14 protein-coding genes and 1 other annotated feature are annotated in these 14,513 nt (G+C 45.3%); of the genes, 10 read left to right on the top strand and 4 right to left on the bottom strand.

Annotation, left to right across the window (positions count from 1 at the left end; translation table 11 throughout):
• Positions 1-3: 3 nt before the first annotated feature.
• Both KXD37_RS09530 and KXD37_RS09535 read right to left on the bottom strand, forming a co-directional pair.
• Positions 4-1,203, bottom strand: coding sequence for a PP2C family protein-serine/threonine phosphatase (locus KXD37_RS09530; RefSeq protein WP_106019581.1), 1,200 nt, complete (start codon positions 1,201-1,203; stop codon positions 4-6).
• Positions 1,204-1,232: 29 nt separating this feature from the next.
• Positions 1,233-2,045 (bottom strand): alpha/beta fold hydrolase, encoded by an 813-nt coding sequence (locus tag KXD37_RS09535; protein ID WP_095712984.1) that lies wholly within the window; start codon positions 2,043-2,045, stop codon positions 1,233-1,235.
• A gap of 307 nt (positions 2,046-2,352) precedes the next feature.
• Here KXD37_RS09535 and KXD37_RS09540 point away from each other — a divergent pair, with 307 nt between their 5' ends.
• From KXD37_RS09540 to KXD37_RS09585, 9 genes are all read left to right on the top strand, one after another.
• The gene (locus KXD37_RS09540; RefSeq protein WP_095712985.1) at positions 2,353-3,255 is read left to right on the top strand and encodes an ABC transporter ATP-binding protein; all 903 of its coding nucleotides are present in this window, start codon (positions 2,353-2,355) and stop codon (positions 3,253-3,255) included.
• A 1-nt stretch (position 3,256) separates the two neighbouring features.
• Complete coding sequence (locus KXD37_RS09545; RefSeq protein ID WP_024122909.1) at positions 3,257-3,994, top strand: ABC transporter permease; 738 nt, start codon at positions 3,257-3,259, stop codon at positions 3,992-3,994.
• 3 nt (positions 3,995-3,997) lie between these two features.
• Complete coding sequence (locus KXD37_RS09550; RefSeq protein WP_198098032.1) at positions 3,998-5,113, top strand: sensor histidine kinase; 1,116 nt, start codon at positions 3,998-4,000, stop codon at positions 5,111-5,113.
• Between the two features lie 16 nt (positions 5,114-5,129).
• Complete coding sequence (gene yvfU, locus KXD37_RS09555) at positions 5,130-5,732, top strand: two-component system response regulator YvfU (RefSeq protein ID WP_024122907.1); 603 nt, start codon at positions 5,130-5,132, stop codon at positions 5,730-5,732.
• Positions 5,733-6,166: 434 nt separating this feature from the next.
• Positions 6,167-6,883: a lactate utilization iron-sulfur protein LutA gene (lutA, locus tag KXD37_RS09565; RefSeq protein ID WP_185848606.1), complete on the top strand. Its 717-nt coding sequence runs from the start codon at positions 6,167-6,169 to the stop codon at positions 6,881-6,883.
• A gap of 27 nt (positions 6,884-6,910) precedes the next feature.
• A complete protein-coding gene (gene lutB / locus KXD37_RS09570; protein ID WP_188323316.1) occupies positions 6,911-8,350 on the top strand; it encodes a lactate utilization iron-sulfur protein LutB in 1,440 nt (479 codons plus the stop codon).
• Entirely contained in the window at positions 8,350-9,072 is a 723-nt protein-coding gene (gene lutC / locus KXD37_RS09575) for a lactate utilization protein LutC (protein ID WP_106019579.1), read from the top strand. Before lutB ends, lutC begins: the two co-directional genes overlap by 1 nt.
• A 106-nt stretch (positions 9,073-9,178) precedes the next feature.
• The gene (locus KXD37_RS09580; RefSeq protein ID WP_263463497.1) at positions 9,179-10,213 is read left to right on the top strand and encodes a glycosyl hydrolase family 18 protein; all 1,035 of its coding nucleotides are present in this window, start codon (positions 9,179-9,181) and stop codon (positions 10,211-10,213) included.
• A 97-nt stretch (positions 10,214-10,310) separates the two neighbouring features.
• Positions 10,311-10,549, top strand: a binding site (T-box leader).
• 69 nt (positions 10,550-10,618) lie between these two features.
• Entirely contained in the window at positions 10,619-11,962 is a 1,344-nt protein-coding gene (locus KXD37_RS09585) for an amino acid permease (protein ID WP_151174520.1), read from the top strand.
• Positions 11,963-12,004: 42 nt separating this feature from the next.
• On the opposite strand, the gene KXD37_RS09590 is transcribed toward KXD37_RS09585, so the two are convergent.
• Positions 12,005-12,922, bottom strand: coding sequence for a DMT family transporter (locus KXD37_RS09590; RefSeq protein WP_254517881.1), 918 nt, complete (start codon positions 12,920-12,922; stop codon positions 12,005-12,007).
• Positions 12,923-13,020: 98 nt separating this feature from the next.
• Between KXD37_RS09590 and KXD37_RS09595 the strand changes: the two genes are divergently transcribed.
• Positions 13,021-13,902, top strand: coding sequence for a LysR family transcriptional regulator (locus KXD37_RS09595; protein WP_188323313.1), 882 nt, complete (start codon positions 13,021-13,023; stop codon positions 13,900-13,902).
• A gap of 62 nt (positions 13,903-13,964) precedes the next feature.
• On the opposite strand, the gene KXD37_RS09600 is transcribed toward KXD37_RS09595, so the two are convergent.
• Positions 13,965-14,378, bottom strand: a complete 414-nt coding sequence (locus KXD37_RS09600; protein ID WP_103671304.1) for a hypothetical protein — start codon at positions 14,376-14,378, stop codon at positions 13,965-13,967.
• Positions 14,379-14,513: the final 135 nt, after the last annotated feature.

Genomic DNA, 14,513 nt, shown 5'->3' on the forward strand with positions numbered 1-14,513 from the left:
CTTTTATTTTACATCTACTAAAATAAAACACTCATCATCGTTCTTGGGCTCAGCTTGAAGAGATGAGAGGATTTTGTTTTTCAGCTCAGCTATAGGCAAATCAGGATGATCCTTTATTAAACGGTGTAAATAACATGATGCCGTCGGGTCCATCACACCGTCTGTATAAAGAAGCAGCCTTCCGCCGCGTGTATAGTGAAGGGTGCTTGACTGAAACACCGCTTCTTCAAACATCCCAATCGGCGGTGCGGTTGCGTCCAGCGTTGATTGGGTTCCCTCGGCATCCTGCCATAACGCGGGCGGATGGCCCGCGTTGACATAATCAATTCTTTGCCGGTCTGTATCAATGATGAGGCAAATAGCGGTACAGTAATGCCTTGCTTCCTCGTCGTTTTGAAACAAACTGTGAAGATGGTAGTCTAGTTCCTTCATGACTTTGTCGGGACTGATCCCTTGTGTCATTAATCGCTGGAATAAAGGATGGAGGGACATCGTAACTAATGCAGAAGAAATGCCGTGTCCCATTACATCAAGGAGGATCAAGCCGTAGCGGTGCTCATCGATTTGATAAAATCCATATAAGTCGCCTGATAAGTCACTGGATGCTTTATAATACGAATCAATCTGAATTTGATCATTCAAGATCGGCTCGGTCAATGAATTTTCTTGAATCTTTCTGGCGAGTTCAAGCTCTCTTTTTGTATTCGATCTGAATTGCTGATTTTGCTTATTGATCGCAAGAAGCTCTTCTTGTTTCACCTTCAGCGTCTGCAAAGCAATTTCCAGCTCCGCATTTGCTTTCTGTTTGGCGAGCAGTGCTTCCTCAGCCGCGTTTCTGGCAATCAGCAGCTCATTTTCATATTCGTTTCGCTTCCGCATCGGAATGACAACGCATTCTGTTACAGCGGCTTCCTGATCCGCTCTCCGAACTGCGTTTACAAGGACGGGGACTTCTTCCCCATTGTTTGTTTCCAGGGAGATGTACATTTCTTCAATGTGTTGTTCAAGCTGCAAAAGCGGAACAAAATAAAGCTGATAAAAAAGCTTTGCAGGAACGGTTAAAAGAGCATTGACATGCTGGCCGATCACCTGTTCCGATTCGTAATCAAGAATCTTAAGCAAGGTGTGATTGACAGCTAAAATTGTACCCTCTTCAGATAAAGTAAGGAAACCGCATGGTGCATAATTCAATTGTTGATCCATTCAGAGGGTCACCTCTATCCCTTTCGTTCCTAAATCACGTATGCGTTCAAATAATCGCTGATCAGCTGTATTGTCTCTTCGGGATGGCTCATATGCGGGCAGTGCCCGTTGGCTTTCATCTGTATGAGTGTGCTGTAAGGGAGATGCTTTTGCATATACTCACCTACTAATGACGGTGCAATGACATCATTCGAACATTGCAGGATAAGCGAAGGCACGGTCACCTTTGGAAGATCTTTTCGATGATCTGAAAAAAACGCCGCCTTCGCGAATTGCCGTGCGATGATAGGATCAGTAGAACAAAAACGGCTTTCCAGCTCTTCCTTAATTTCTGGCCGATCCGGCTGATTCACTACGGTCGCCGCAAAAACGGTTGCCCAGCCTATGTAGTTTTTCTCCATCATATCTATTAACCCAAGGAGCTGCTCTTCCTCAAAACCCCCGTAATACTCAGGCGGATCATTTAAATAGCAAGGAGAAGGCCCCACCATAATCAGTTGTGAAAAAAGCTCGGGACGTCGTAATGATGCAAGCATGCCAATCACAGCCCCCACAGAATGCCCCACAAAAACGGCTTTTGACAGATCTAACGCTTCACAAACATCCAGAACATCCTGGGCATAGCCGTCAAGTGTGCGGTAACGAACCATATCATATGCGTGCAAATCAGAATTTCCCGCACCTACATAATCAAATAGAATCAGCTGGTATTCGTCTTCAAAGGCAGGAACTACGGCATCCCACACGCTTTGATCACACCCGAATCCAGGTGCAAATACAATTGGTGTTGTGCCGTTCCCCCTCACCTTCACATGATTCCTAGTCAAAATAGCTTGATCCATAGTCGGCTCCTTTCAGCTAAAACGACATGAAGATTAATATGTATATCATACCACTTCAAGGCGTGAATTGCGGGCTTTCTATGAAAGTAAATAGGCGTCTTGCAGAAAGAGGACATGCGGCATGGAGAGCTGGATTGATTGGAAGATGTAGCGGAAGGATTGCCTAGGTGCCGGATATAATATAAAGCGGTAATATCATCTGAATGACACAAATGACATTTGTCATCTCAAATCATGACACCCCTTACTAAAATCATCTGATCCGGTATTTTACAATCAATGTAAGCAATCAGGAGGTGCTCATAAAATGAATGAGGTTGTGTCAGTAAGAAATGTCACAAAACATTTTCAGCAAAAAACAGCAGTGAAGAACATTCATTTCAGCATAGGAAAAGGAGAGATCGTGGCCATCCTTGGCCCGAATGGCGCAGGGAAGACAACAGCGATCTCTATGATGCTGGGATTGCTGAAGCCAAGTGAGGGTGAAATCAAATTATTTAACCGTCAGCCTGATGAAAAACAGGTGCGTGAAAAAATCGGTACCATGCTGCAGGAAGTAAGTGTCATGCCGGGATTAAAGGTCTGCGAAACCCTCGAGCTTATCCGCAGTTATTATCCCCATCCATTATCCATGAAAGAGCTTGTCTCGCTGACAGCACTCACAAAAGAAGATTTGAAAACACCGGCAGAGAAATTATCCGGCGGACAAAAACGCCGTCTGAGCTTTGCTTTGGCACTTGCCGGCAATCCGGAGTTACTTGTATTTGATGAACCGACTGTCGGAATGGACACGACATCAAGACACCAGTTTTGGAAGACAGTGAACAGCTTGGCGGATCAAGGAAAGACCATTATTTTTTCAACTCATTATTTACAGGAAGCAGATGATGCCGCGCAGCGCATTTTGTTTTTTGCTGAAGGACGGCTTGCCGCAGACGAAACGCCGAAGCAAATCAGAGCAAGGATTCAGAAGCAGTCTGTTTCCTTTAAGGTTTCATCGGATGAATCATTGGAAAAGCTCTATCGGCATCCGGAAGTAGAACGAGTGACTCAAAAGCATCAGCGAGTCAGCATTCAAACGTCAAATACTGATAAAGTGTTAGGGCTCATCTTTCAAGAAAACATCAATGCACATGATATTCGAATCGAACAAGGAACGCTCGATGAGGCATTTCGACAGCTTGCTGACGGGAACAGGGAGGCGATGTGAGATGAACATGCTGCGGAAACAGTGCATAGCTGAAATGAAAAGGGTGCTCAGGAATAAATACTTTGTGTTTTGGTCGCTTGTTATGCCGATTGCCTTTTACTATCTCTTTACAAACGTAGTGAATACCAATGTTCCTGACAAGGATGCCTGGAATGCCCATTATTTAATGTCAATGACCACCTTCAGCGTAATGGGTTCGTCTATGATGACGCTTGGAATCCGTTTGGTACAAGAACGGGCACAAGGCTGGTCAGTTTTTATCCGCATCACGCCTCTGCCGGATCATATTTATTTGGCGGCTCAGATGATCGGGCAAAGTGTCATTCATCTTTTATCTATTACTGTCATCTTTCTTGCCGGCGCCATCATAAACGGCATTGACTTGTCACCGTTTGAATGGGTCATGAGCGGGCTTTGGATTTTAATTGGGGCATTTCCGTTTTTAGCGTTAGGGACATTAATCGGTCTCATGAGAAAAGTAGAAACGGCAGCCGGGGTCAGTAATGTGCTTTACATGCTGCTGGCGATAAGCGGGGGCATGTGGATGCCGATCGAGGTCATGCCGGACATATTGAAAAACATAGGTCAATGGCTCCCGTCTTATCATTTTGGGAGCGGAGCGTGGGCTCTTGTTCAAGGCGAGCTTCCAACCTGGAAAAATATTCTGATGTTAATCGCTTATTTAGTGATCTTCATGCTACTATTTAAGTATATAAGAAGAAAACAAGAAGCGGTGTAATACATGAAACTCATAAATTCCATATTTCCAAAGCATTTCGGTTTTTTCCCTTATATCTTTTTGGTGTATACCATTATGCCGTTTCTTTCTTTATTGAGAGAATCAGGCAGCAAACAAGTGCTGGGATATGGCATGCTGCTCCTATTTGTTGTGACATATCGTCAATTGTTCGTCAGTGCGGACAGACCTTCATTTACGTATTGGTTATGCGCGCAAATGGCCATTATTTTTATTTATAGTTTGTTTTATCATATCAGCTATATTTATTTAGGCTTTTTCCCGGCAAACTTTGTAGGCTATTACCGTGAGAAAACGAAGTTCAACCGTGCTTTCTTTGGGCTTGTCTTCATGCTGATATTTCCTTGCCTGTATCATTTTCTGGCGGATTCTGCTTCGATCAGGGAGCTGTTTTCTGTTCTTCCGTTTCTGGTCATTATGCTGATTTCTCCCTTCGGAATTCGTTCCATGTTTCGAAGAATAGAGCTTGAAAAAAAGCTTGACCAAGCCAACGAACATATAAAGGAACTCACCAAAAGAGAGGAACGTGTTCGGATAGCCCGCGATCTTCATGATACACTCGGCCATACCCTCTCGCTCCTCACGTTAAAAAGCCAGCTGATTCAGCGGCTGGCGGCAGCAGATGCAGAACGGACCAAGCTTGAAGCGAAAGAAATGGAAACAAGCTCGCGTGCGGCACTCAAACAAGTTCGTGAGCTTGTAGCGGATATGAGAACGGTCACCATGACGGAGGAGCTAGCCAACATTCGGCACATTTTAAGAGCGGGTAATATTACCTTTCAATACGAAGGGGCCGAAGATTTTACAGACATATCTCCCGTCACTCAAAATATTGTCAGTATGTGTATGCGGGAGGCAGTGACAAATATCATCAAGCACAGCAAAGCGACCCATTGTGCAGTCACCATTTCTCAATATGCCGACAAAATGACCGTTCTCATAAGGGATGACGGAACAGGAGCGGTGAAGGAGAAGATGTTTGGGAATGGATTGCGGGGAATGGAAGAGCGGCTGATGTTTATTGACGGAGAGATGACTCTTTCAGACCATAACGGAACGGTGTTGACACTGACGATTCCGCTCATTAGAAAAGCAGAATGATAGGAGGACGAAATAGATGATTCGTCTGTTTATTGCTGAGGATCAGCGAATGCTTTTAGGCGCTCTGGGATCCTTGCTTGACCTGGAAGAGGATATGAAGGTCATCGGACAAGCGTTAAATGGAGAAGAGGCGCTGAAAGCCATTCTCAGGCTGGAGCCGGATGTCTGCATCATGGACATTGAAATGCCGGTTCACAGCGGGCTGGAGGTTGCAGAGGAGCTAATGAAAAAAGGCTGTAAAAGCAAGGTCATTATTCTGACAACCTTTGCCCGCCCAGGATATTTTGAACGCGCCGTCAAAGCCGGCGTACACGGATATCTTTTGAAGGATGGGGAAATTGACGATCTGGCAGATGCCATACGAAAGTGTGTAAAGGGAAAACGGATGTTCAGCCCGGAATTAACCTTCAACATGATTCGTGATGAAAATCCGCTGACTGTAAGAGAACAAGAAATACTGCGGCTGGCTGCTTTAGGCAAGACAACAAAAGACATCACACTTGAACTCTATTTATCTCAAGGCACAGTCCGAAACTATATTTCAGAAATCATCCAAAAACTGAATGCGAAAAATCGGACAGAAGCGGCTAGTATTGCTGAGGAGAAAGGATGGATTTAATGAGGAACCTGGTTAATCATACATAACCAGGTTCCTTTTTATTTACATGGTTATTTTTGGTTGGTCTATTTGTCCGCAAAAGCTTGTACTATACACCGGGGTTATGGGATATGTCAGGATCAGCGTTCATCGGTGCTTTTTGTTTGAAACGGCTTTTGCGCTAATGAGGGGAGGCGCGGGTTGGATCGTCCTTCTCAGTGCTCTTTCGTTCCTTTATCTCTTTGCGAAAACATATAAGAAATACGCAGGAACATTAAAAAGCAATATCAGCCCTTTTGAACGCTCTGTCCTATGTGCAAGCGTTTTTTTATTGCTGAAATCATTAGAAAATGCTTTCAATTTTGTGTCCAAATAGTGTACGATATTGGTAAAAGCTTTAACTTCAGGTCATCAGATGACCGGATCATATATTGGGGATGAGAGAGGGGTTCATCATGAAAGTCTCACTTTTTGTCACTTGTCTTGTTGATATGTTTCAAACAAACGTAGGAAAAGCAACGGTAGAGCTGCTTGAGCGGCTCGGATGTGAGGTTGATTTTCCGGAGGGGCAGATCTGCTGCGGCCAGCCGGCTTACAACAGCGGTTACGTCAATGACGCCAAAAAAGCAATGAAACGAATGATTGAAACGTTTCAGGAGTCAGATTATGTCGTCAGTCCATCCGGTTCCTGCACCACAATGTTCAGGGAGTATCCGCACCTGTTTAAAAATGATCCGAAATGGGCGGATAAAGCGCAGAAGCTGGCGGATAAAACGTATGAATTAACAGATTTTATCGTCAACGTCCTTGGGGTAGAGGATGTCGGCGCGACCCTTCATAAAAAAGCGACCTTACATACGTCATGCCATATGACGAGGCTGCTCGGCGTATCTGAGGAGCCGATGAAACTGCTGAGCCATGTGAAGGGGCTTGAATTCACGTCACTTCCGGGAAAACACAACTGCTGCGGATTCGGAGGAACGTTCTCTGTTAAAATGGCGCAGATTTCTGAACAGATGGTTGATGAGAAAGTCGCATGTGTGGAGGAAACGGGAGCAGAGGTGCTCATCGGCGCTGACTGCGGCTGTTTGATGAATATCGGGGGACGGCTCGGCCGAAAAGACAAGAATGTCAAAGTGATGCACATCGCCGAAGTGCTCAACAGCAGATAACACTGGATACAGAGGGGGAAAAGGATCATGGCGATGAAAATCGGTACTGACGCTTTTAAAGAGCGGGTATCACAGGGGATCGATAATGAATTTATGAGAGGCGCTGTCTCGGGTGCGCAGGAGCGTCTGCGGACGAGACGGCTGGAAGCAGCCGAAGAGCTGGGAAACTGGGAAGAATGGCGTTCGTTATCTGAGGAGATCAGACAGCATGTCCTTGAAAATCTTGATTTTTATTTGGAGCAGCTTGCATCCAATGTATCAAGCAGAGGAGGACACGTTTATTTTGCTGAGACAGCTGAAGAAGCATCCTCTTATATCCGCAGCGTGATTCAAAAGAAAAACGGCAAAAAAATCGTAAAGTCTAAATCTATGGTGACAGAAGAAATCAATCTGAATGAAGTGCTGGAGAAGGAAGGCTGCGAAGTCGTCGAAACTGACCTCGGCGAATATATTTTGCAGATTGATGATCATGACCCGCCGTCACATATTGTGGCGCCGGCTCTTCATAAAAATAAAGAGCAGATTCGCGATGTGTTTAAGGAAAGACTGGATTATAAACAGACAGAAAAACCGGAAGAGCTCGTCATGCATGCGCGCGGCATCCTTCGGAAAAAATTTCTGGAAGCCGATATCGGCATTACCGGCTGCAACTTTGCCATTGCCGACACGGGTTCAGTCAGCCTTGTAACCAATGAAGGAAACGGGCGGCTTGTCACGACATTGCCGAAAACACAAATTACTGTTATGGGAATGGAGCGCATTGTCCCGTCATTTTCCGAATTTGAAGTGCTTGTCGGCATGCTGACAAGAAGTGCTGTCGGACAGCGGCTGACGAGTTATATCACGGCCTTAACCGGCCCCAAACTGGAAGACGAAATCGACGGCCCGGAGGAATTCCATCTTGTCATTGTTGACAATGGCCGGTCCAACATTCTCGGCACCGAATTTCAGTCTGTGCTGCAATGTATCCGCTGTGCTGCCTGTATCAATGTCTGCCCTGTGTACCGCCATGTCGGCGGACACTCATACGGCTCGATTTACTCGGGGCCGATCGGGGCCGTTTTATCGCCGCTGCTCGGCGGTTATGACGATTATAAGGAGCTGCCGTACGCGTCTACACTGTGCGCGGCTTGTTCAGAAGCGTGCCCGGTCAAAATCCCGCTTCATGAGCTGCTTCTCAAGCATCGTCAGAACATCGTCGAAAAAGAAGGCAGAGCGCCGATCAGTGAAAAGCTTGCGATGAAAGCGTTCGGTCTTGGGTCTTCCTCTTTGTCGCTTTATAAAATGGGCTCAAAATGGGCGCCGGCCGCCATGACGCCTTTTACAGAGGATGACAAAATTTCAAAAGGGCCCGGCCCGCTTAAAGGCTGGACGCAAATCCGCGACTTCCCGGCACCGCATAAATCAAGATTCAGAGACTGGTTTTCAGACAGAGAAACAAGTGAACGCACGAAGGAGGAGCAGTGATGACGAAGGGAACCATTCAGAATCAAGAGAGCTTTTTAAACCGGATCGCGTCACGCCTTGGCCGAGACAGAAGAACGGGTGGCGTGGCCGTCCCTGAGTGGGCGCATCAGCCGCAATATAAAACATTTGAAGGGTATTCGGCCGATGACTTAGTCACGGTGCTCAAAAACCATTGTGTCAAAATCCATACTGAGCTGATTGAGACGGATTCAACCGGTTTGTACGATGCCTTGCGCGAACAAGTCAGCCGGTTTTCCGGAGGGCCTGTCATCATTCCGAAGGACCCCCGGTTTGAGGCTTACGGTTTAAATAGCCTGCTCACCAAAGACTGGCCTGGTGAAGGAACGCAAGTCTGGGAATGGGATGCTGACCAAGGTGAAGAAAATATCAAAAAAGCGGAGCAAGCCAATGTGGGGATTACATTCAGTGAAATCACACTGGCCGAGTCGGGTACGGTTGTCCTTTATTCTTCAAAAGACATCGGCCGCTCTGTCAGTCTTCTGCCGACAACCTATATTGCCATTGTGCCGAAATCAAGCATAGTGCCGAGAATGACACAAGCCAGTGATATCATCCGGCAAAATATGGCTGACGGTATCACGGTTCCCTCATGCATTAACTACATTACAGGACCGAGCAACTCCGCCGACATCGAAATGGATTTGGTGGTCGGTGTTCACGGTCCGGTTAAAGCGGCTTATATTCTCGTATCTGACCGCTGATCTGAAAAAGCCCGGCAACTTATGCCGGGCTTTCTGCTTGAAAAAACTTCATTTTCCAAAAATTTGGCCGATGAGAAGAATATGACGTCAAAAAGGAGGGAACGAAATGAAAAAATGGCTGATCATAGCTGTTTCACTAGCGATTGCGATCGTTCTGTTTATGTATACAAAAACAGAAGCAAAGGCGGCCGGTATGACATTAGGCTATACAACCGGGGATACGGCATCATACAATTCTCTTACGAAGTACCATAAATATATCAGCTCCATTGCCACTGATACGTTTGCGTTTGATAAAAACGGACGTGTGATTGGCGATGCCCCGAGCAAGCAGCTTACATACGCGAAGAAAAATAAAATCAAAACGTGGGCCGTCATTTCCAATTATAATGACGCTATTTATGATTTTGACGGAAACTTAGCGAATCGGGTCATGACTGACAAAACAGCGAGAAAACGATTCACAGACCAGCTCATTTCTTTGGCAAAAAAGCACCACTATTACGGAGTCAATATTGATTTTGAGGCAGTTAATCCGAAAGACCGTTCTGCATACTCAAGCTTCATTCAATATGTCTCACAAGCTTTGAAAAAGAAACATATCAAAACAATGGTTTCCGTTCCGGCCAAAAGCGCCGATGATAAAAACGATGACTGGAGCTGGCCGTATGATTATGCGAAAATCGGGAAATATGCCGACTATGTGCAAGTCATGACTTACGACGAACACGGCATTTGGGGCGAACCGGGCTCAGTGGCAAGCACAGGCTGGATCAAGCGCTCGCTGCAGTTTTCTGTCAAAAAAATCAAAGCAAACAAAGTGATCATGGGGGTCCCTGCGTACGGCTATGATTGGGATCTGAAAGACGGAAGCAGCAGCTCAGCGCAGGAATGGAATGACATCAAGTCCCTCATTAAGAAGCAGAAAGCAAAGCCGGCATTCAATAAAAAAACAGGTTCTATGACGTTTTCTTACACTGACAAAAAGAAACATAAACATGTCGTTTGGTATGAAAATGAAAAAACAATCGAAACAAAAAGCCGTCTGGCGAAACAATATAAAATAGCCGGTGTCTCTGTCTATGCTTTAGGACACGAATCGGAATCCTTCTGGAAGGCCATTCAGAAAGGGACAAAATAACAATTTCTTTTTTCTCGCAAGTTATTGACAGAGAAAAGAGAAGCACGTATATTATGTTAATATATTCAGATCATAAAATTTAAGTTTTTCAGAAAACTAAAACACATAGATTGGGAGCAGTAAAAGAAAGGTATCAGTACAGAGAGCTGCGGGATGGTGCGACGCAGCCTGATTCTTCTTTGAACTCGCCCGGGAGTGGTAGGACGAAACGGAATAGATTGAATATTCCCCATGTTTTAACGGCTAACCTTCGTTACAGGGTCAAAAAGCTGGATTCTTCTAGGAAGGATCAACAAGAGTGGTACCGCGGTCAGCCGAAGGCTCGTCGTCTCTTTATCTATTCGTATAGATAAGAGACGGCGGGCTTTTTTTGTTTTTGAAGACGAGAAGGAGAGGAAAAAGAGGATGAAAAAGGACAATCAGACGTTAAAACGCACGATGACGTCCCGCCATATTATGATGATGGCGCTGGGCGGTGCAATCGGAGCAGGTTTATTTAAAGGAAGCAGTTCGGCAATTGATGTGGCAGGGCCATCGGTCATTATCGCATACCTGCTCGGCGGCATTATTTTGCTGTTTATAATGCAGGGGCTCGCAGAAATGGCTGTGCGCAACCGAAACGCGAGAACCTTCCGTGATCTTGTGCAGCAGGTGTTAGGAAATTACGCTGCATATTTCTTGGACTGGATCTACTGGAAAATGTGGGTGCTTAACATTGCGGCTGAGGCTGTTGTAGCTGCGATCTTTATTCAATATTGGCTGCCGGGCTGCCCGATCTGGGTGCTGGCATTAGCAATTTCTCTTGTTGTTACGATTGTGAACTTGCTTTCTGTAAAAATCTTCGCCGAAACTGAGTATTGGCTGGCTATGATCAAGATTACCGTTATTGTTATCTTTATTTTATTAGGATTGCTGCTCTTATTTGTATCATTCGGTGATCATACAGCGGCCGGGTTTTCGAATCTGACAGAGCACGGCGGATTTTTCCCGCACGGCGGCACAGGGCTGATTACGGCGATGCTTGTCGTCATCTACTCTTACGGCGGTACAGAAATTATCGGTGTGACGCTTGCTGAAACAAAGAACCCGGAACAGGTTGTTCCGAAAGCTGTCCGCAGCACACTGACACGGATTGTCGCGTTCTACCTGCTGCCGTTTTTCATCATCGTCAGCCTGATCCCGTGGAATCAAGTGAATTCCGTTCCGGAAAGTCCTTTCGTGATGGTCTTTAAAATGGTTGGCATTCCGGGCGCGGATCATATCATGAACGCAGTCATCCTTTTGGCGATCATTTCTTCAATGAACTCAGGTTTATACGGATCGTCCCGCATTTTGTATACACAGGCAACTGACGGAAGACTGCCGCGGATCTTTTCTAAGCTTTCATCGAAAAACGTCCCGATGTTTGCGATACTGATGTGCACTTCTTCTTTATATATTGGCGTATTGATTTCTCTGTTCGCCGGAAGCCAGACATTTAATTACTTAATGGGATCACTGGGATATACAGTCTTATTTATTTGGCTGATCATCGGATTGGCCCATTTGAAATCAAGAAAACATCAAACAGAAACACCTGCTTATTATGTCAAATGGTTCCCGTACACGACATGGTTTGCGGTTCTGGCATTACTCGCCATTCTGATCGGGGTCATCATGACAACGTCAATTGTCATTACGCTCATCACTGCGGCGATCTACCTTTTGATTACAGTTGCATATTTGGTCAAAGGACGCAAGTATCAGTAAATAAGAAAAACCCTCTTGTCACATCCGGCAAGAGGGTTTTTCTTATTGTGCGGCCTTCTCCTTTACACCAATCGACGCGGTTTTCTGTGCTTTGGATTTCGAATTCACGAGGCAGATGCTCGTGACAATCAGCAGCAGACCCGCCAAGAGGCTTAAGGTGAGCGGTTCATGCAGGAAAATGGAGCTGGCCACGATTGATATGAGCGGGATCAAAAAAGTATATGATGCGACCTTGCTTGCTTCTCCTGAACCGACAAGGGTAAAAAAGACAAGCCAGCCGAGCGCGATGACGAATACAGAGATGAACAGCAGGCTCGTGATAAAAGGAGCTGTCCATTGGATCGCGGAAAAGCTTTCTGTCCCAAAGCCGGATATCAACAGAAACACGCTTCCGATCGTCAGCTGCAAGGCGACCATCCAAATGGAATCGACGCGGCTCCCTGTTTTTTTCATATATATCGTCCCGAACGCCCAGCTGATTGCGGAACCGAGAGCGAGCAGAACCCCAATGACAGAAATATGCCCGCCAAAGCCCGCGGCACTAATGACCGCTACACCTGCAAAACCGAGGATCAGCCCGATCACTTTCATCGCAAACATCGATTCGCCAAGCCACAGCCAAGAAAACACACCCATCAGCACCGGCTGAAAGAAGACGATAGCGGAAAACAAGCCGGCTGGAAGATAATTCAGCCCGATCGTTTGCAGGCCGTAGAATAACGTAATATTTAAAAGAGCAGAAACAAGATAAATCGGCCACGTCTCTTTAAAACGCAGTTTATGAATACGCGGCAATGCGACAATCACTAATAAAAGCCCGCCGATCAGCGTCCGGATGCCCGCAAACAATAAAGGCGGCGAATAGGCGAGCGCGGCTTTCGACAGCGGCCAATTGACCCCCCACATGATAACGAGAAAGGCGAGAAGGAGCGCTGTCCGCGTTTTTGATAGCTGCTTCACTTTTGATCACTCCTTGTAGAACATTTCCATCATATGATACGGTAGAACATAAGATAAATAAAATGAATCTTTTTTATGAGGAGCATAAGTAAATTGTTATGACCATTACACAATTAAGAGTTTTCGTCAAAGTAGCTGAAACGGGGAGTTTTACAAAAGCGGGACAGGCGCTGAACATGACACAGCCGGCTGTCAGCCATGCCATTTCCGCAATTGAAGCCGAGCTTGATGTGAAACTGATCATCCGTGACCGCCGAAACGGCCTGATGCTGACGGACACGGGAAAAAAGATCTTAGTCCATATCAGAGAAGTGTTAAAAGGAATCGAAAAAGTTGAGCAGGTCGCAGCGGCAGAAAAAGGGCTTGAGCTGGGAACGATTCATATCGGCACATTTCCAACCGCTTCCGCTTATTTTATGCCAAAGCTGATCAGCGAGTTTAAACAAAGGTATCCGAAATTAGAGCTTGTTTTGCATGAAGGAACCGTAGATGAAGTCAAGGAGTGGCTTCACACGCGGATGATCGATGCCGGCATTCTTCTGTATCCGGCAAACGAGATGGAGTACATTCGGCTGAAAAAAGACAAAATGGCCGTCGTGCTCAAAGATGATCATCCGCTTTGCAGCCGTTCAGCCATTACGCTGAAAGATCTCGATCATGAACCGATAATCGTCTGTGACGGCGGCTATGAATCACCTTTTCACGATATGTTCAGGCAGGCGGGCGCTACGCTGAACGCCGCTTTTACAGTCTATAACATGAACACCTCGATCAATATGATCAGAGAAGGCTTGGGGCTGGCGATTTTATCAGAAATGTCCATGTCGGGCATGCTGCTGCCGGAGCATGTGGTGACGCGGGATCTGGACCCGCAGGTATACCGCGATGTGCAGCTTGCTGTTCCGTCGCTGAAGGAGGCTTCTTTGGCGGCTAAGCTTTTCATTGAGATGGCACAGGAACTGTTTATTGTGGGAAAATAAGAATGTTAATAAAGGAGCTCATTTTTTTGAGCTCCTTTGCTAATAGATATATATCTTAATTATTATCGATTTATCTTAAAAGTATTGGTAGTATTTGTTGCTTTAGAACCCTGAAAGGTAGCTTTAACACGATAATAGCCTGTTTTACAACCTTTTAGAGAGAATGATTTAGTTACAGATACTTTAAAAGAAAAAGTTGTTTTCTTGCATGTAGTCCATTTACTACCGGACTTTCGTTGTAAGTACAGATTTCCTTTAAATGTATGACCACCTGGATACGGTGATCCAAGAGTAAAATCAACTGTTGTTGCTTTCTTAGTGTAGTAAGAGGCATCAGTAAATCCATTTACATTTAAGTTTTGTTGATTACCAGACCAGATCCAATCAGCAGCTAAGGCTTTATTAGTGTTACCACTTGAAATTAATGTTGCTAATAAGATTACGGTGAACCCCATCAATAAAAATTTTTTAAACATATAAACTTCCTTTCATTTTATTATATTACTTATATTAACATTAGTAACATTTGGTAGCAAGAATGATTAAGAATTTTGTAATTTCTATAGAGAATTGTTCGAATTTCATCGAATCAAATTCTTTTCATCCTAAAC

Origin of the sequence: Bacillus sp. XT-2 (genome assembly GCF_025696525.1) — a bacterium.
Taxonomy (GTDB): Bacteria; Bacillota; Bacilli; order Bacillales; family Bacillaceae; genus Bacillus; species Bacillus halotolerans.